Consider the following 17484-nt stretch of genomic DNA (forward strand, 5'->3'; position numbering starts at 1 on the left):
GTTGTCGTCGCAACTGCCATGGCGCGCTCCGGTCACAACTGGATATCGTCCATCCGTTGCGAGCCCCGGCCTATGAAAAACCTGAAAATCGCCACTTTCAACGTCAACGGCATGCGTGCCCGGCTGCCGAATCTGCTGGCCTGGCTTGAGCGAGAAAAACCGGACATTGCCTGTTTGCAGGAGCTCAAGTCGGTCGACAGCGCATTCCCGGCCGCCGAGCTTGAGGCCATTGGCTATGGCGCCATCTGGCAAGGCCAGTCGTCGTGGAACGGGGTGGCGATTCTGGCTCGTGATGCGCAACCTTTGGAGAGTCGGCGAGGTCTGCCGGGAGATGACGCCGACACGCACAGTCGCTACCTGGAAGCTGCGGTGCACGGGATTCTGGTGGGCTGCCTGTATTTACCCAACGGCAATCCGCAACCCGGGCCGAAGTTCGACTACAAACTGGCGTGGTTCGAGCGGCTTATTGTTTATGCCAAGGACCTGCAAAACAGCGAACACCCGGTGGTGCTGGCCGGCGACTACAACGTGGTGCCCACCGACCTGGACATCTACAACCCGCGCTCGTGGCTCAAGGACGCGTTGCTGCAACCAGAAAGTCGCGAGTGTTTCCAGCGCTTGCTGGATCAGGGCTGGACCGATTCCCTGCGTCATCTGTACCCGGAGGATCGGCTCTACACTTTCTGGGATTATTTTCGGCAGCACTGGCAGAAGAACTCGGGGTTGCGCATCGATCACCTGCTACTCAACCCGGCGCTGAGCCCCTATCTGCACGAGGCCGGGGTCGATGCCTGGGTGCGCAACGAACCGCACGCCAGTGACCATGCGCCGACGTGGATTCGCTTGAGTTCGCGCAAACGGCGTTGATGTTCAGAGGGTGAGCGATTGGCTAAATCAATTGTCAGTCGAACCGCTTTATCCCTTATACATGGCGCCCATCGGCGGAGAGATCCGCGGCCCCCTGCAGAAGGACCGAGCAATGAGCGAGCCACGCCTGACGAACCGTGCGTTATACCTGCAACGCCTGGGTTTCGACGCGCCCCCGGCGCCGACCCTGGACACCTTGCGCCAACTTCAGCTGCGCCACACCGGGGCCTTCCCGTTTGAAAACCTCAACACGCTCTCTGGCGAACCGGTACGCATCGACCTGCCATCCATCGAACAGAAAATCCTGCACGAAGGGCGCGGCGGTTATTGCTACGAGCTCAACTACGCGTTTCTAGCCTTGCTTCAGGAATTGGGTTTTGACGCACGCGGCATTACCGGCCGAGTCGTTATGGGTCAGCCCGAAGGCGCCTGGACTGCCCGCACGCACCGCTTGAGCCTGGTCACGCTGGACGGCGTGCGCTACATCACCGACGTCGGCTTCGGCGGCATGGTGCCCACCGCTCCGTTGATGCTCGACACCGATGTTGCCCAGCGCACTCCTCACGAGCCGTATCGCATCGAGCGCCATGCAGACGGCTACACCTTGCGTGCCAACGTCAGCGGCGAGTGGCGGCCGATGTACATCTTCGACCTGCAACGCCAGGAAGACATCGATTACACCGTTGGTAACTGGTACGTCTCGACCCATCCCGAATCGTCGTTTACCAAGCAACTGATGGTCGCGCGCACCGGTGATGGCTGGAGGCGCACGTTGAACAACGGCAGTTTTGCAATTCACCGGGTGGGCGCCGAGAGCGAACGGCAGCAAGTGACGGAGGTGGAGGAATTGATTGGGTTGCTGACGCGTGAGTTCGGGATTCGGGTGCCGGAGCATGCGGGGTTGAGGCAGGTGCTTGGGCGGTTGATTGAGCCAGACTGAAGGCTGAGATACCCGTGTCGGCATCTTGCCCTCAATGCAGGGTGAAACGTGAGTTGCTCGATTGTTTTCAGGGCGGTGACGATGTCTGGCGCAGGTTGAGTTCGTCAGTTTGCTCTGTTGCGTTTGCCCGCCAGGCCCAGTGAGTAAGCAGTCCGACCAGCGCCCCATCGACCATCCAGAAATACCAGAGCAGTCGCAGCTTTGGGTGAAGACAGGCGAGGCCGGCAATCGCCAATCCTGCCAATAGACCGGTGATCCAGTTCGGAGGTACTGAAATCGTATTGGTCTTTCATCGGTACGGCCTCGAGACAAGATGTCGAAAGGCGCAGCTATGCATCTTTAATATGCATGTCGAAAGTAGATGTATTTCAAGATTTTTTAGGGGGGGAACCCGCGCAGCAAAAGGGCGCTATGGACATATGTCCATTATCTGACTGATTAGTTGTATACAACTCTATAGACATTTGTCCTGAGTCTTGCATACAGTGTGCGCATAACAAAAACCAGGGAACCCCCCAACCATGAAAACGCCCCATGTTTCACACCAACGGCCTGAGGACGAAAACCTCGGGGTCGGCGCGAATATGGCTTACGGCCTGCAACATGTTCTGACCATGTACGGCGGCATCGTCGCGGTGCCTTTGATCATTGGCCAGGCGGCCGGGCTGTCGCCGGCGGACATCGGTTTGTTGATTGCTGCTTCATTGTTTGCGGGGGGCTTGGCGACATTACTGCAAACCCTCGGTTTACCGTTTTTCGGGTGTCAGTTGCCGCTGGTACAGGGTGTGTCTTTCTCCGGTGTCGCGACGATGGTGGCGATTGTCAGCAGCGGCGGGGAGGGCGGCTTTCAGTCGATTCTCGGGGCGGTGATTGCCGCATCGTTGATCGGTTTGCTGATCACGCCGGTGTTCTCGCGAATCACCAAGTTCTTCCCGCCGTTGGTAACCGGCATCGTGATCACCACCATTGGCCTGACGTTGATGCCAGTGGCCGCGCGCTGGGCCATGGGCGGCAACAGCCACGCCCCGGACTTCGGCAGCATGGCCAACATCGGTCTGGCCGCGGTGACGCTGGTGCTGGTGCTGCTGCTGAGCAAGGTCGGCAGCGCGACCATCTCCCGCTTGTCGATCCTGCTGGCCATGGTGATCGGCACGATCATCGCGGTGTTCCTCGGCATGGCGGACTTCTCGTCGGTCACGCAAGGCCCGATGTTCGGCTTCCCGACGCCGTTCCACTTTGGCATGCCGACGTTCCACTTTGCCGCGATCCTGTCGATGTGCATCGTGGTGATGGTGACCCTGGTGGAAACCTCGGCCGACATCCTCGCCGTCGGTGAAATCATCGACACCAAGGTCGACTCCAAACGCCTGGGCAACGGCCTGCGCGCAGACATGCTGTCGAGCATGATCGCGCCGATCTTCGGCTCCTTCACCCAAAGCGCCTTCGCCCAGAACGTCGGGCTGGTGGCCGTGACCGGCATCAAGAGTCGTTTCGTGGTCGCCACCGGCGGCTTGTTCCTGGTGATACTCGGTTTGCTGCCGTTCATGGGCCGGGTCATCGCTGCGGTACCCACCTCGGTACTGGGTGGCGCCGGCATCGTGCTGTTTGGCACCGTGGCCGCCAGCGGCATCCGCACGCTGTCCAAGGTTGATTACCGCAACAACGTCAACCTGATCATCGTCGCCACCTCCATCGGTTTCGGCATGATCCCGATCGCCGCACCCAACTTCTACGACCAATTCCCCAGCTGGTTCGCGACCATCTTCCACTCGGGCATCAGCTCCTCGGCGATCATGGCCATCGTGCTCAACCTGACTTTCAACCACCTCACTGCCGGTAACTCGGATCAGCAATCGGTGTTTGCGGCCGGTACCGAGCGGGTTCTGCGTTACCAGGATCTGGCGGCCTTGCGTGAAGGGGATTACTTCAGCGAAGGCAAACTGCGTGACTGCGACGGGAACGAGATTCCGGTGGTGGAAGCGGCGCATGATTCGGGTGAGCATCGAGCGGCTCACGCCAAAAGCAGTGAGCATGTTTAACGGCCTCACCTGCTAAAAAGGCCGATCTGTTGAATAGGCAGATCGGCCTTTTGCTTTTCCACCACCCACAAAAAAGCCCCTGAACCTTTCGATTCAGGGGCTTTTTGATATTGCTGTCTGGCTCCACGACCTGGACTCGAACCAGGGACCCAGTGATTAACAGTCACTTGCTCTACCAACTGAGCTATCGCGGAATGGCGTGTATGTTACTGATTCAAAAAGAGAAGTCAAGCATCCCTTGGCAACTTGATGAATTCATGGGGACGGACGGTGGTTTATCGACCCCGGGCGGTTACCAGAATCGCCTCAGAGGTCTACCATGGCCGCCCGGAAGTGGTTACACGCGCTGCCGGCCATTCGCCGAAAAGGTACGTGCCATGAATCACCCAGTCCTCACCTCTCCAAACAACGGGGTGTTCGCATGAGCATCGCTCAGATCAGCTTGCCCAAAGGTGTCGGCCCGCACGCCGAGAAGCTGTTTGACGCAATCACTCAGGCCAGCACCGCTGATGACTTGAACCGCGCGGGCGGCAAGGCTGAAGGCTTTGTTCTTGGTCTGGAAAGCGCCAAAGCGATCAAGAGTCAGGTCGCTGAATCGCTCTACGTCGCCTATGACGATGCCGCCAGTCAGCGTGCGACCGAACTGGCTTAACCGCCGAAGGTGACCGTGGCGAGCATCAGCTTGGCGTACAGCATCGTGGCGGCCAGTTGCACCAGCCACAAGGCCAGGCCGCCGAGAAATACGCCAGCGGCCACTTGCAGCACCAGGTTGTTACCGCGTTTGGCCGGTGTGCGAGGGACGAAATGGTCCAGCTCGTCACGGTCGGCGCGTAGGTCATCGTTTTTCATGTGGGCTCTCTTCAGAATTCTCGGGTGTACACATAATCTGTAGGAGCGAGGCTTGCCCGCGAAGGCGTCATCACTGACGCTAAAAGCTTCGCGGGCAAGCCTCGCTTCTACAGGTGCATCGTTGTGTGGAGTTTAGAGGGCGCCGATAGCGCTTTGACACTTATCAGCGACAAATAAAAAAACGGGAAGCCCCAAGGCTTCCCGTTTTTCATACCGCGCGAGACTCAGATCACCGCAACGATGGCCTTGGTCACTGCATCAATGTTGCTTTGGTTCAACGCCGCCACGCAGATGCGGCCAGTATCCAGGGCGTAGATGCCGAACTCGCTGCGTAGACGAGTGACTTGCTCAACCGTCAGGCCGGAGTAGGAGAACATGCCGCGCTGACGACCGACGAAGCTGAAATCACGCTGTGGTGCGTTTTTCGCCAGCAAGTCCACCATCTGAATGCGCATGCCGCGAATCCGCAGGCGCATTTCCGCCAGTTCTTCTTCCCACTGAGCACGCAGTTCCGGGCTGTTCAGCACGGCGGCGACGATGCTTGCACCGTGGGTGGGCGGGTTGGAGTAGTTGGTGCGGATCACGCGTTTGACTTGCGACAGCACGCGCGCGCTTTCTTCTTTCGATTCGCTGACAATCGACAGGGCGCCAACGCGCTCGCCGTACAGCGAGAAGGATTTTGAGAACGAGCTGGAAACGAAGAACGTTAGGCCCGATTCAGCGAACAGGCGCACGGCAGCGGCGTCTTCGTCGATGCCATCGCCAAAACCCTGGTAGGCCATGTCGAGGAACGGCACGTGACCTTTGGCTTTCACCACGTCCAGGACGTTGTTCCAGTCCGCCGGGCTCAGGTCCACGCCGGTCGGGTTGTGGCAGCAGGCGTGCAGCACAACGATGGAGCCAGACGGCAGGGCGTTCAGGTCTTCGAGCAGGCCGGCACGATTGACGTCGTGGGTCGCGGCGTCGTAATAGCGGTAGTTCTGCACCGGGAAACCGGCGGTTTCGAACAGGGCGCGGTGGTTTTCCCAGCTCGGGTCGCTGATTGCCACGACGGCGTTCGGCAGCAGTTGCTTGAGGAAGTCGGCACCGATTTTCAGGGCGCCCGTGCCGCCAACGGCTTGGGTGGTGATGACGCGGCCAGCGGCGATCAGTGGCGAGTCATTGCCAAACAGCAGTTTCTGTACGGCCTGGTCGTAGGCAGCAATGCCGTCGATCGGCAAGTAGCCACGGGACGCGTGTTGAGCGACGCGAATCGTCTCGGCTTCGACAACGGCGCGCAGGAGTGGAATTCGCCCCTCCTCGTTGCAATAAACACCGACCCCCAGGTTGACCTTGGTGGTACGTGGATCGGCGTTGAATGCTTCGTTGAGGCCCAGGATTGGATCGCGTGGTGCCATTTCGACAGCGGAGAACAGGCTCATTTTTGCGGCGGCTCTGAATGGAGTGTGGAGGGACGTGTCGCGCTCCAGCCGAATGCACTAGAGCGGTGCACAAACGGGGAGCTAGTATAGAGGCCATCTGCGATTGATGGCGACAGACGATTCGGCTTTTAGGTGAAGTTTTTTCGATTATTTTTCGACCGTTAGTCGAATGTCGGCATCAAAGACTTCAAGGGATGTAGGACGTTTGCCTTGAAAGCGCAGGCAATCGGCTCCACATTGAGCACAATCCAGTTTTTTCCTCGGGCGACGTCAGTCGTTTGCGGCCTTTCTCGTTGCTGCCGGTTTGACCGCGCTGGCGCGATATCAGAGGTATACATGTCTGAATTCCAGCTAGTCACCCGCTTCGAGCCCGCCGGCGATCAGCCGGAAGCCATCCGCCTGATGGTCGAGGGCATCGAAGCCGGGCTGGCGCACCAGACGTTGCTCGGTGTGACCGGCTCGGGCAAGACCTTCAGCATCGCCAACGTGATTGCCCAGGTGCAGCGCCCGACTCTGGTGCTGGCGCCGAACAAGACCCTGGCCGCGCAGTTGTACGGTGAGTTCAAGGCGTTTTTCCCGAACAACGCCGTCGAATACTTCGTTTCCTACTACGACTACTACCAGCCCGAAGCCTATGTGCCGTCGTCGGACACCTTCATCGAGAAAGACGCCTCGATCAACGACCACATCGAGCAGATGCGGCTGTCCGCGACCAAGGCGCTGCTGGAACGCAAGGACGCGATCATCGTCACCACGGTGTCGTGCATCTACGGTTTGGGCAGTCCGGAAACCTATTTGAAGATGGTGCTGCACGTGGATCGCGGCGACAAGCTCGATCAGCGCGCGTTGTTGCGTCGCCTAGCGGACCTGCAATACACCCGCAACGACATGGATTTTGCCCGGGCGACCTTCCGGGTGCGCGGCGATGTGATCGATATCCACCCGGCGGAATCCGACTTCGAAGCGATCCGCATCGAACTGTTCGATGACGAAGTCGAGAGCCTGTCGGCCTTCGATCCGCTGACCGGCGAAGTGATCCGCAAGTTGCCGCGTTTCACCTTCTACCCGAAAAGCCACTATGTGACGCCACGGGAAACCCTGCTGGGCGCCGTCGAAGGAATCAAGGTCGAATTGCAGGAGCGCCTGGATTACCTGCGTTCCAACAATAAACTTGTTGAGGCCCAGCGCCTGGAGCAGCGCACCCGTTTCGACCTGGAAATGATCCTCGAGCTGGGTTATTGCAACGGTATCGAAAACTACTCGCGCTACCTGTCGGGTCGTGATTCCGGCCAGGCGCCGCCGACGTTGTTCGACTACCTGCCGGCCGACGCCTTGCTGGTGATCGACGAATCCCACGTCAGCGTGCCGCAGGTTGGCGCGATGTATAAGGGCGACCGTTCCCGTAAAGAGACACTGGTGGAATACGGCTTCCGCCTGCCGTCAGCGCTGGATAACCGGCCGATGCGTTTCGACGAGTTCGAAAACATCAGCCCGCAGACCATTTTTGTCTCAGCCACACCGGGCAACTATGAGGCGGAACACGCCGGTCGCGTGGTCGAGCAACTGGTGCGCCCAACCGGCCTGGTGGACCCGCAAATCGAAATCCGCCCGGCGCTGACCCAGGTCGACGATTTGCTCTCGGAGATCGGCAAGCGCGTGGCGTTGGAGGAGCGGGTGCTGGTCACGACCCTGACCAAACGCATGTCCGAAGACTTGACCGATTACCTGGCCGACCACGGCGTGCGGGTGCGTTACTTGCACTCGGACATCGACACGGTGGAGCGGGTCGAAATCATTCGCGACCTGCGTCTGGGCACGTTCGATGTGCTGGTGGGGATCAACCTGCTGCGTGAAGGCCTTGACATGCCGGAGGTGTCGCTGGTGGCGATCCTCGATGCGGACAAGGAAGGCTTCCTGCGCTCCGAGCGCTCGTTGATCCAGACCATTGGCCGGGCGGCGCGCAACCTCAATGGTCGAGCGATTCTCTATGCGGATCGCATCACCGGTTCCATGGAGCGGGCGATTGGTGAAACCGAGCGGCGTCGCGACAAGCAGATCGCCTTCAACCTGGCCAACGGCATCACGCCCAAAGGCGTGTTCAAGGACGTGGCCGACATCATGGAAGGCGCCACCGTGCCGGGTTCGCGCAGCAAGAAGCGCAAAGGCATGGCCAAGGCCGCCGAGGAAAGCGCCAAGTACGAAGCCGAATTGCGCTCGCCGGGCGAGATCGCCAAGCGCATTAAAGCCCTGGAAGAGAAGATGTACGCGCTGGCGCGGGATCTGGAGTTTGAAGCAGCGGCGCAGATGCGCGATGAGATTGGCAAGTTGCGGGATCGGTTGATTACTGTCTGAGATTTGCAGTGAGTGTGCGGGCTTCTTCGCGGGTAAGCCTCGCTCCTACAGGTTTTGCGTCGTTCACATTTCGCGGGCGCGCCACAAACCTTGTAGGAGCAAGGCTTGCCCGCGAAGGCGACCGAAAGATCACCACCGCAATCGGGGCTAGTGCGCCTCGCCAGCCTTGAGCCCAGCCGGCAACGCCTTGGTCAACAACACCGCAATCATGCTGATTCCCAGCGCAATCCCGACAAAATGAAACGCATCGTTGTACGCCATGATCGAGGCCTGCTGATGCGCAATCTCGCTCAGCTTGCCCAGCGCCGCCGTCTCACTGCCAAACCGGTCCGTCATCGACGCCATTCGCTCCGCCACCTGCGGATTGCTCGGCACGATGGATTCGCGCAAGTAGTCAAAATAGGTCTTTGTCCGTGCATCCAGCAACGTGGCGAGGAGGGCGATGCCGATCGCGCCGCCGAGGTTGCGCAGGATGTTGAACAGACTCGACGCCGACCCCGCGTCCTGCGGCAGGATGTAAGCGGTGGCGATCAGCGAGATGGTCACCATGATCAGCGGCTGGCCCAGCGCCCGGATGATCTGGATCTGATTGAACTGCGGCCCGGCAAAGTCCGGGTTCAGCACTCCCGAAGAAAAACTCGCCAACCCGAACAGCCCGAAGCCCAGCGTGCACAGCCATTTCGGCGACACGTATTTCATCAGCTTTGGCACCAGCGGAATCAGGAACAGCTGCGGCACGCCCATCCACATGATCACTTCGCCGATTTGCAGGGCGTTGTAGTTCTGGATCTGCGCCAGGTACAGCGGCAGCAGGAAGATCGAGCCGTACAAGCCGACGCCCATCCCGAGGCTGGAAATACTCGATAAACCGAAGTTGCGATTACCCAGGATGCTGAGGTTGATCAGCGGATTGGGCTTGGAAAACTGCACGATCACAAAGGTGATCAAACTGACCAGCGCGATGCTGCCCAGGGTCACGATCAGGTTCGACTCGAGCCAGTCCTTGCGATGGCCTTCCTCCAGGAATACCTGCAAGCAACCGAGGCCGACGCCGAGCGTGAGGATGCCCATGTAGTCAGTACTTTTCAGCAATTCCCAGTGCGCTTCTTTCTTCTCCAGGCCATACATCAGGCCGGCGATCATGATCAGGCCTGGCGGTATGTTGATGTAGAAAATGTACTCCCAGCCCCAGTTTTCCGTCAGCCAGCCGCCCAGCGTCGGGCCGATCGAGGGCGCGAACGTCGCGGTCATGGCGAACATCGCCATGCCTTTGGCGCGGTGGTGTTCCGGGAGTTTGATCAGGGTGAGGGTAAATGCCAGCGGAATCAGTGCGCCGCCGGTGAAGCCCTGTAACGCGCGGAAAATGATCATGCTCTCCAGGCTCCAGGCCATGGAGCAGAGCAGGGAGGCGGCGAGAAATCCCAATGAAACCCAGACTGCCAGGCGTCGCGCCGACAGCAGCTGCACCAGCCACGCGGTCAGCGGGATCATGATGATTTCCGCCACCAGGTAGGAGGTGGAAATCCACGAGCCTTCTTCCAGGGTCGCCGACAATGCGCCCTGAATGTCCTTGAGCGACGAGTTGGTGATCTGGATATCCAGCACGGCCATAAAGGCGCCGAGCATCACGCTCATCACCGCAATCCAGTCGCGTCGGGTCGGTTCGCCAATCGGGCGGATCAGTTGGTCACCGGCCATCGTCAGGGGCGTCTTTGATGTTCACTTTGGCGGTGACCGACATCCCTGGGCGAATCTTGCCGTGCAGCGGGTTGTCCGCGGCGAAGGTCAGTTTGACTGGAATCCGTTGTACGACTTTGGTGAAGTTGCCCGTGGCATTGTCCGGCGGCAGCAGGCTGAACTGCGCGCCCGAGGCGGCGAACAGGCTGTCGACCCGTGCATTGATCGGTGTGTCGCTGTAGGCGTCGAAGGTCAGCGTGGCTTTCTGGCCGGGCTGCATGTGGCCGATCTGGGTTTCCTTGAAGTTGGCCTGAATCCAGATGTCCTGGTCCGGGACGATCGACAGTAGATAAGCGCCGGCCTGCACGTATTGGCCTTGGCGAGCGGCGCGCTGGCCGATCAGGCCGCTGATGGGGGCGTGGATTTCGCTGCGTGTCAGGTTCAGTTCGGCCTGGGCGAGGTCGGTTTTGGCGTTGGCGATCATGGCATCGAGACGCTTGATTTCGGCGCTCAGGGAGTTGACTTGTTGGCGCTGACTTTGTGCGTCGGCCTGGGCCTTGGTCACTTGCGAGCGGGCTATGTGGTTGTCGGCGGAGAGGGTGGTCACCCGCTCTTCCGAGACGTAACCGGGTTTGCGCAGTGTTTGCGCGCGGGACAAGTCGATCTGCGAACGCCCAAGGCTCGCCTGGCTGGAGGCGACTTGCGCCTCGCTGGCGGCGATCAGGCTGGCTTGCTGGGTCAGCTTGCTTTGTGCCTGCAAACGTTCGGCTTGTCGGGTAGCGAGGGTGGCATTGGCGCGGTCGACGGCGAGGTGGAAGTCATCGCCTTCGAGCTTGATCAACAACTGACCTTTCTCGACGTGCTGATTGTCCTGCACCAGCACCTGATCGATGCGCGCGCCCAATTGGCTTGAGACACGGGTGATCTCGCCCTGGACATAGGCGTTGTCGGTGCTTTCATAAAACCGCCCCTTGAAGAACCATTGGGCAAAGACCCCCCCGGCAATCAGCAGGACGATCAGCAGGAAAATAAACAGGCGTCGCTTGAGTTGGGCAGGCATGGGGCAGACTGTAGTCGAGAAATTGTAAGGAAAGTTATCAGCAGATGAATCTGGCATACAGTCCATGGTGGGTAAATGCCATCGGCTGATAATCCGTGATTCATCGCGGCTCAGGCCCGTTGTAGGCGCAACCTTGGCTTAAATGCCCTGCTGACTGGAGCCGGGCGGGTGTCGCCTGTTACCATTCGCCCTTTGTTTTATCTTCATTTCGAGACTTGCCATGACCACCGTCCGCACGCGCATCGCGCCATCGCCTACCGGGGACCCCCACGTAGGTACCGCTTACATCGCTTTGTTCAACTACTGCTTTGCCAAGCAGCATGGCGGTGAGTTCATCCTGCGGATCGAAGACACCGACCAGTTGCGTTCGACCCGGGAATCCGAACAGCAGATTTTCGACGCCTTGCGCTGGTTGGGTATCAACTGGAGCGAAGGTCCGGACGTTGGCGGCCCGCACGGCCCGTATCGTCAAAGCGAACGCGGCGACATCTACCAGAAGTACTGCCAGCAGTTGGTCGAGATGGGCCACGCCTTCCCGTGCTTCTGCACCGCCGAAGAGCTGGACCAGATGCGCGCCGAGCAAATGGCTCGTGGCGAAACCCCGCGTTATGACGGTCGTGCGCTGTTGCTGTCTGCGGATGAAGTCGCGCGCCGCCTGGCCGCCGGCGAACCGCACGTGATCCGCATGAAAGTGCCGAGTGAAGGCGTTTGCGTAGTGCCGGACATGCTGCGTGGCGACGTGGAGATCCCGTGGGATCGCATGGATATGCAAGTGTTGATGAAGACCGACGGCCTGCCGACGTACTTCCTGGCCAACGTGGTCGACGACCACTTGATGGGCATCACCCACGTTCTGCGCGGTGAAGAGTGGCTGCCATCGGCGCCGAAACTGATCCTGCTTTATGAATACTTCGGCTGGGAACAACCGGAGCTGTGCTACATGCCGCTGCTGCGTAACCCGGACAAGAGCAAGCTGTCCAAGCGCAAGAACCCGACCTCGGTGACGTTCTACGAGCGCATGGGTTTCATGCCGGAAGCGATGCTCAACTACCTCGGCCGCATGGGCTGGTCGATGCCGGACGAGCGCGAGAAGTTCTCGCTGCAGGAAATGGTCGATCACTTTGACCTGAGCCGCGTGTCCCTCGGCGGGCCGATTTTCGACATCGAAAAACTGTCTTGGCTCAATGGCCAATGGCTGCGTGATTTGCCGGTGGAAGAGTTCGCTTCGCGCCTGCAAACCTGGGCCCTCAATCCTGAATACATGATGAAGATCGCCCCGCATGTGCAGGGCCGCGTCGAAACTTTCAGCCAGGTTGCACCGCTGGCCGGTTTCTTCTTCGCCGGTGGCGTGAACCCGGACGCAAAGCTGTTCGAGTCGAAGAAACTCTCGGGCGATCAGGTGCGTCAGCTGATGCAACTGATTCTGTGGAAGCTGGAAAGCCTGCGTCAGTGGGAGAAAGACAGCATCACTGCGACGATTCAAGCCGTGGTCGAATCCCTTGAGTTGAAGCTGCGTGACGCCATGCCGCTGATGTTTGCTGCGATCACTGGCCAGGCCAGCTCGGTGTCTGTGCTGGATGCGATGGAGATCCTCGGTCCGGACCTGACGCGTTTCCGTCTGCGTCAGGCCATTGACCTGCTGGGCGGTGTGTCGAAGAAGGAAAACAAGGAGTGGGAAAAACTCCTGGGCAATATCGCCTGATTCCCACTGTTCTCTGTAGCAGCTGCCGAAGGCTGCGTTGGGCTGCGCAGCAGCCCCTTATGGCAGCAACACAATCTGTCTGAAAGGGCGGGGTGGCTGAATCGCGAGTGCTGCGCACTCGAACGCAGCCTGCGGCAGCTGCTACAGGAACGGATACGGCCTCGGATTTACGGGGTTTGGCGGTAAGTGATTGTTATGTCGGCAAAAAACTTTGAAATATTTTAAAAATAAGTTTGACAGCTTTCCGAAGCGCCATTAAGATTCGCCCCGTCCTCAGCGATGAGGGGCTATAGCTCAGCTGGGAGAGCGCTTGCATGGCATGCAAGAGGTCGACGGTTCGATCCCGTCTAGCTCCACCAATTTACACTTCAAGGTCTGGCCACACCGGCCTTGAAGCGATCAACACTCAGCGTTGATCTGTTGTATAGAAGGGTTTGCGTCCCCTTCGTCTAGTGGCCTAGGACACCGCCCTTTCACGGCGGTAACAGGGGTTCGAGTCCCCTAGGGGACGCCAGTTTTACAGAAGCGATGTTGCAAGATGTCGCTCCGCCGCGAGGCGAAAAATCCGGGGCTATAGCTCAGCTGGGAGAGCGCCTGCATGGCATGCAGGAGGTCAGCGGTTCGATCCCGCTTAGCTCCACCAATTTTACAGTTCAAGGTCTGGCCACACCGGCCTTGAATCGATCAGCTCTCAGCACTGATCAGTTGTATAGAAGGTTTTGCGTCCCCTTCGTCTAGTGGCCTAGGACACCGCCCTTTCACGGCGGTAACAGGGGTTCGAGTCCCCTAGGGGACGCCACGATTACCCGCTCTGCGGGATTTTATAGGGGTCATTCAATTATTGAATGGCCCTTTTGTTTGTCTGGCGTTTGGCCAAATCCCCTAATTCTTTCAAACTGTTCTTCAGACCAGCGGTCACGTCCACGACTTGCGTAAAATTATTATGAGAATAATATTCTAGTCGTAATATTCGGAGGCAACGATGAACGATAAAAAAGCTCAAACCCGTGAACGCATTCTCAAGGCCGCCAGCGCAGCGCTGATTCAGCGCGGCCCGGCCGAACCGAGCGTGGGCGAAGTGATGGGCGCAGCCGGCCTGACGGTTGGCGGCTTCTATGCGCACTTCGAAAGCAAGGACGCCATGATGCTGGAAGCGTTCAAGCAACTGCTCGGTCACCGCCGTGGCTTGATCGCCGACATGGACGCCGAATTGACCGGCGAAGAGCGTCGTGCGTTGGTGGCTGCGTTTTACCTGTCACGCAAACACCGTGATTCCTCGGATTCAGCGTGCCCGATCCCGGCGTCTGTCGGTGAGTTGGGGCGCCTGCCGGACGCGTTTCGCGTGGCGTTGAATGAGCATGTGGAAATGATGGTCGCGCAGTTGGCGGCCAGCCCGGAAGACACCGACAAAGCCTTGGCCGACATGGCCTTGATGGTCGGTGGTCTGGCTCTGGCGCGGGCGCTGGGGCCAGGAGAGTTGTCCGATCGATTGCTGCGCGCTGCCAAGTCGGCGGTGCTATGACCTGAAGGCATTGGCCTGAGGAGTGAGAGCGATGAGCACGTTGAAGTGGGTTCGTGGCGTTAATGGCACCTTGGGCTGGTTCGCACCGAAACTGGTCGCGAGCAAAATGCGATTGGCGTTCATGACGCCGCGAGAGCTACCACCGCGTGACTGGGAATTGCCGCTGCTGGCGAAATCCGAACGGATCACCTTGCGCTTCGGCCTCTCGGCGCTGCGCTGGGGGCAAGGTCCGGCCGTGCTGCTGATGCACGGTTGGGAAGGGCGGCCGACGCAGTTTGCGAGTCTCATCACGGCGCTGGTCGATGCCGGCTACACCGTCGTAGCGCTGGACGGTCCTGCTCATGGTCGCTCACCGGGCAGCGAAGCGAATGTCGTGCTGTTTGCCCGGGCCATGCTCGAAGCGGCCGCCGAGTTGCCGCCGCTGCAAGCCGTCATTGGCCACTCCATGGGCGGTGCCAGTGCGATGCTCGCCGTTCAGTTGGGCTTGCGCACCGAAACCCTGGTTACCATCGCTGCACCGGCGCGGATTCTCGGGGTGTTGCGCGGTTTTGCCCGCTACGTGCGGCTGCCGCCCAAAGCGCGTTCCGCGTTTATTCGCCAGGTCGAGAAAGACGTCGGCATGCGCGCTGCAACGCTGGATGTCGCGCACTATCAGCTCGACATGCCGGGGCTGATCGTCCACGCCGAAGATGACTGCTATGTCCCGGTCAAGGAATCGCAGCTGATCAACGAAGCCTGGTTCGACAGCCGTTTGTTGCGCCTGGAGAGGGGCGGTCATCAGCGGGTGCTGGCCGATCCTCGGGTGATTGATGGCGTGTTATCACTGCTGGCCGGTCGCAGCCTGCAATCGCGCCAATCGGCCTGAGCATCCGTTACACTGCCCCGGTCGACATCATCTGACCGGGAGTGAGCATGGGCTGGGATCGGGCAACGCCATTTATCATTGATCTGGAAGTCGGCGCCGAGGACATCGACGGGCTGGGGCACGCAAACAACGCGGTGTACGTGACCTGGCTCGAACGCTGTGCCTGGCGCCACTCGCAACGGCTTGGCCTGGACCTGGTCGAATATCGTCGGCTGGATCGGGCGATGGCGGTGGTGCGGCACGAGATCGATTACCTGGCCGCCGCCTATGAGGGCGATGAATTGCAATTGGCGACCTGGATTGTCGATTGGGATCAGCGCCTGAAAATGACCCGCCACTTCCAGTTGAAGCGCCCCAGCGACAACACCACGTTGCTGCGTGCGCAAACCACCTTCGTCTGCATCGAACTGTCCACGGGCAAGCCCAAGCGCATGCCGGCCGAGTTCATTGAAGGCTACGGCCCGGCGTTGCAAGTTCCAAGTTGACGCGATCCTGTGGCGAGGGAGCTTGCTCCCGCTGGAGTGCGAAGCGGTCCCTTGCAATGTAGAGTGCTACGCACTCTAACGGGAGCAAGCTCCCTCGCCACAGAGGCAGATGCAAGTCTTTCGACAGAGAATCCAGTAAACTGCCGCACGTTTTTCGTCGAGTGTGTTTTTCATGCAAATTGCTTTGGCGCCCATGGAGGGGTTGGTCGACAACATCCTGCGGGACGTGCTGACTCGTGTGGGCGGTATCGATTGGTGCGTGACCGAGTTCATTCGGATCAACGATCAACTGCTCACGCCTGCCTATTACCACAAGTTCGGCCCGGAATTGCTGACCGGCGCCCGCACTGCATCCGGCGTACCGCTGCGGGTGCAGTTGCTCGGCTCCGATCCGGTGTGCCTGGCAGAAAACGCCGCGCTGGCCTGCGAGCTAGGTTCCGAAGTCATCGACCTGAACTTCGGCTGCCCGGCCAAGACGGTCAACAAGTCCCGTGGCGGCGCCGTCCTGCTTAAAGAACCCGAGCTGCTCAACGAAATCGTTGAGCACGTCCGCCGCGCGGTGCCGGCGCACATTCCGGTCACCGCGAAAATGCGCCTGGGCTTCGACAGTCCGGACGGTTCGCTGGTCTGCGCAACAGCGCTGGCCGAGGGCGGCGCGGCGCACATCGTGGTGCACGCGCGGACCAAAACCGACGGTTACAAGCCACCTGCTCATTGGGAATGGATCCCCCGCGTGCAGGAAGTGGTCAAGGTTCCGGTGTTCGCCAATGGCGACATCTGGAGCGTTGAAGACTGGCGCCGTTGCCGCGAGATCAGCGGCGTGGAAGACATCATGCTCGGTCGCGGCCTGGTGTCGCGTCCGGACCTGGCTCGGCAAATCGCAGCTGCGCGGGCCGGTGAAGCAGTGGTCGAGATGACGTGGGCCGAGTTGCTGCCATTGATTCAGGACTTCTGGCTGCAAGCCAAGGCGCAGATGACAGCACGCCAATCGCCGGGTCGTTTGAAGCAATGGCTGGCGATGCTGACCCGCAATTATCCTGAGGCGGTGGAGCTATTTACCGTGTTGCGTCGAGAGACCGAACTGGATCAGGTTTCCCGTTTGCTGGGATTGCAGGTGTCGGAAGCGGCCTGAAAAAAATCTGAAAATAATCTCTTGAAATGCAATCGGCGATCCCTATCTAGGGATTACGCGATGCCGAATTCGGGTCGCGGAGACAAAAAACCTTGCTGATTGTTTTCAGGAGATTTGAACCATGACTACTGCATTTTCCCTGGCCCCACTGTTCCGTTCCTCGGTTGGCTTCGACCGTTTCAACGACCTGTTCGAAACTGCCCTGCGCAACGAGCCTGGCAGCACCTACCCACCCTACAACGTTGAAAAGCACGGTGATGACCAATACCGCATCGTCGTGGCGGCAGCCGGTTTCCAGGAAGAAGACCTGGACCTGCAAGTCGAGAAGGGTGTGCTGACCATCAGTGGCGGCAAACGCGACGCCACCGAAGGTGTGACCTTCCTGCATCAAGGCATCGCCCAGCGTGCGTTCAAGCTTTCGTTCCGCCTGGCCGATCACATCGAGATCAAGGCCGCTGACTTGCGTAACGGTCTGTTGAGTATCGACCTGCTACGCATCGTGCCGGAAGAGGCAAAAGCCAAACGCATCCCGATCAACGGGACGCAAAAACCCGCTCTGCAGTAACGAGTCAG

The 17484-nt window shown here is 59.5% G+C and carries 15 protein-coding genes and 5 tRNA genes; 15 read left to right on the forward strand and 5 right to left on the reverse strand.

Annotation, left to right across the window (positions count from 1 at the left end):
* Positions 1 to 72: 72 nt before the first annotated feature.
* The 3 genes from ACA068_RS11090 (at position 73) to ACA068_RS11100 (ending at position 3846) form a co-directional block, all read left to right on the forward strand.
* Positions 73 to 867 (forward strand): exodeoxyribonuclease III, encoded by a 795-nt coding sequence (locus ACA068_RS11090; protein ID WP_497309766.1) that lies wholly within the window; start codon positions 73 to 75, stop codon positions 865 to 867.
* Between the two features lie 112 nt (positions 868 to 979).
* Positions 980 to 1807: an arylamine N-acetyltransferase family protein gene (locus ACA068_RS11095; protein WP_497309768.1), complete on the forward strand. Its 828-nt coding sequence runs from the start codon at positions 980 to 982 to the stop codon at positions 1805 to 1807.
* 521 nt (positions 1808 to 2328) lie between these two features.
* On the forward strand, positions 2329 to 3846 hold the full coding sequence (locus tag ACA068_RS11100) for a nucleobase:cation symporter-2 family protein (protein ID WP_497309770.1): 1518 nt from the start codon (positions 2329 to 2331) through the stop codon (positions 3844 to 3846).
* Positions 3847 to 3964: 118 nt separating this feature from the next.
* On the opposite strand, the gene ACA068_RS11105 is transcribed toward ACA068_RS11100, so the two are convergent.
* Positions 3965 to 4040, reverse strand: a tRNA-Asn gene (locus tag ACA068_RS11105).
* 227 nt (positions 4041 to 4267) lie between these two features.
* Here ACA068_RS11105 and ACA068_RS11110 point away from each other — a divergent pair.
* Positions 4268 to 4498: a hypothetical protein gene (locus ACA068_RS11110; protein WP_010456061.1), complete on the forward strand. Its 231-nt coding sequence runs from the start codon at positions 4268 to 4270 to the stop codon at positions 4496 to 4498.
* Here ACA068_RS11110 and ACA068_RS11115 read toward each other — a convergent pair.
* Together ACA068_RS11115 and ACA068_RS11120 are read right to left on the reverse strand one after the other, a co-directional pair.
* Positions 4495 to 4695, reverse strand: a complete 201-nt coding sequence (locus tag ACA068_RS11115; protein WP_010456060.1) for a hypothetical protein — start codon at positions 4693 to 4695, stop codon at positions 4495 to 4497. The two genes, ACA068_RS11110 and ACA068_RS11115, sit on opposite strands and share 4 nt — an antisense overlap.
* A gap of 224 nt (positions 4696 to 4919) precedes the next feature.
* Positions 4920 to 6116: an amino acid aminotransferase gene (locus ACA068_RS11120; RefSeq protein ID WP_497309772.1), complete on the reverse strand. Its 1197-nt coding sequence runs from the start codon at positions 6114 to 6116 to the stop codon at positions 4920 to 4922.
* A gap of 336 nt (positions 6117 to 6452) precedes the next feature.
* Here ACA068_RS11120 and uvrB point away from each other — a divergent pair, with 336 nt between their 5' ends.
* Entirely contained in the window at positions 6453 to 8468 is a 2016-nt protein-coding gene (gene uvrB / locus ACA068_RS11125; RefSeq protein ID WP_497309774.1) for an excinuclease ABC subunit UvrB, read from the forward strand.
* Positions 8469 to 8615: 147 nt separating this feature from the next.
* Here the strand turns inward: uvrB and ACA068_RS11130 are convergent, their stop codons facing one another.
* Both ACA068_RS11130 and ACA068_RS11135 read right to left on the reverse strand, forming a co-directional pair.
* Complete coding sequence (locus ACA068_RS11130) at positions 8616 to 10166, reverse strand: MDR family MFS transporter (protein WP_497309776.1); 1551 nt, start codon at positions 10164 to 10166, stop codon at positions 8616 to 8618.
* The gene (locus ACA068_RS11135; protein WP_497309778.1) at positions 10156 to 11205 is read right to left on the reverse strand and encodes an HlyD family secretion protein; all 1050 of its coding nucleotides are present in this window, start codon (positions 11203 to 11205) and stop codon (positions 10156 to 10158) included. Before ACA068_RS11135 ends, ACA068_RS11130 begins: the two co-directional genes overlap by 11 nt.
* A 220-nt stretch (positions 11206 to 11425) precedes the next feature.
* On the opposite strand from ACA068_RS11135, the gene gltX reads away from it, so the two are divergent.
* The 10 genes from gltX to ACA068_RS11185 all read left to right on the forward strand — a co-directional run bounded on the left by gltX (position 11426) and on the right by ACA068_RS11185 (position 17476).
* Complete coding sequence (gene gltX, locus ACA068_RS11140) at positions 11426 to 12907, forward strand: glutamate--tRNA ligase (protein ID WP_497309780.1); 1482 nt, start codon at positions 11426 to 11428, stop codon at positions 12905 to 12907.
* Positions 12908 to 13190: 283 nt separating this feature from the next.
* Positions 13191 to 13266: transfer RNA gene (locus ACA068_RS11145), tRNA-Ala, on the forward strand.
* A 79-nt stretch (positions 13267 to 13345) separates the two neighbouring features.
* Positions 13346 to 13421, forward strand: a tRNA-Glu gene (locus ACA068_RS11150).
* A gap of 53 nt (positions 13422 to 13474) precedes the next feature.
* Positions 13475 to 13550: transfer RNA gene (locus tag ACA068_RS11155), tRNA-Ala, on the forward strand.
* Between the two features lie 80 nt (positions 13551 to 13630).
* Positions 13631 to 13706: transfer RNA gene (locus ACA068_RS11160), tRNA-Glu, on the forward strand.
* Between the two features lie 183 nt (positions 13707 to 13889).
* The gene (locus ACA068_RS11165; protein ID WP_008151286.1) at positions 13890 to 14429 is read left to right on the forward strand and encodes a TetR/AcrR family transcriptional regulator; all 540 of its coding nucleotides are present in this window, start codon (positions 13890 to 13892) and stop codon (positions 14427 to 14429) included.
* Between the two features lie 31 nt (positions 14430 to 14460).
* Entirely contained in the window at positions 14461 to 15294 is an 834-nt protein-coding gene (locus ACA068_RS11170; protein ID WP_497309782.1) for an alpha/beta fold hydrolase, read from the forward strand.
* A 47-nt stretch (positions 15295 to 15341) separates the two neighbouring features.
* Entirely contained in the window at positions 15342 to 15779 is a 438-nt protein-coding gene (locus tag ACA068_RS11175) for an acyl-CoA thioesterase (RefSeq protein ID WP_017337624.1), read from the forward strand.
* Positions 15780 to 15951: 172 nt separating this feature from the next.
* Positions 15952 to 16911 carry a tRNA dihydrouridine synthase gene (locus ACA068_RS11180; RefSeq protein WP_219095870.1) on the forward strand — a complete coding sequence of 320 codons (960 nt, stop codon included), beginning with the start codon at positions 15952 to 15954 and terminating at the stop codon, positions 16909 to 16911.
* 121 nt (positions 16912 to 17032) lie between these two features.
* Positions 17033 to 17476, forward strand: coding sequence for an Hsp20 family protein (locus ACA068_RS11185; RefSeq protein WP_131059532.1), 444 nt, complete (start codon positions 17033 to 17035; stop codon positions 17474 to 17476).
* Positions 17477 to 17484 lie beyond the last annotated feature (8 nt).

Source organism: Pseudomonas sp. LBUM1660 (assembly GCF_059695935.1).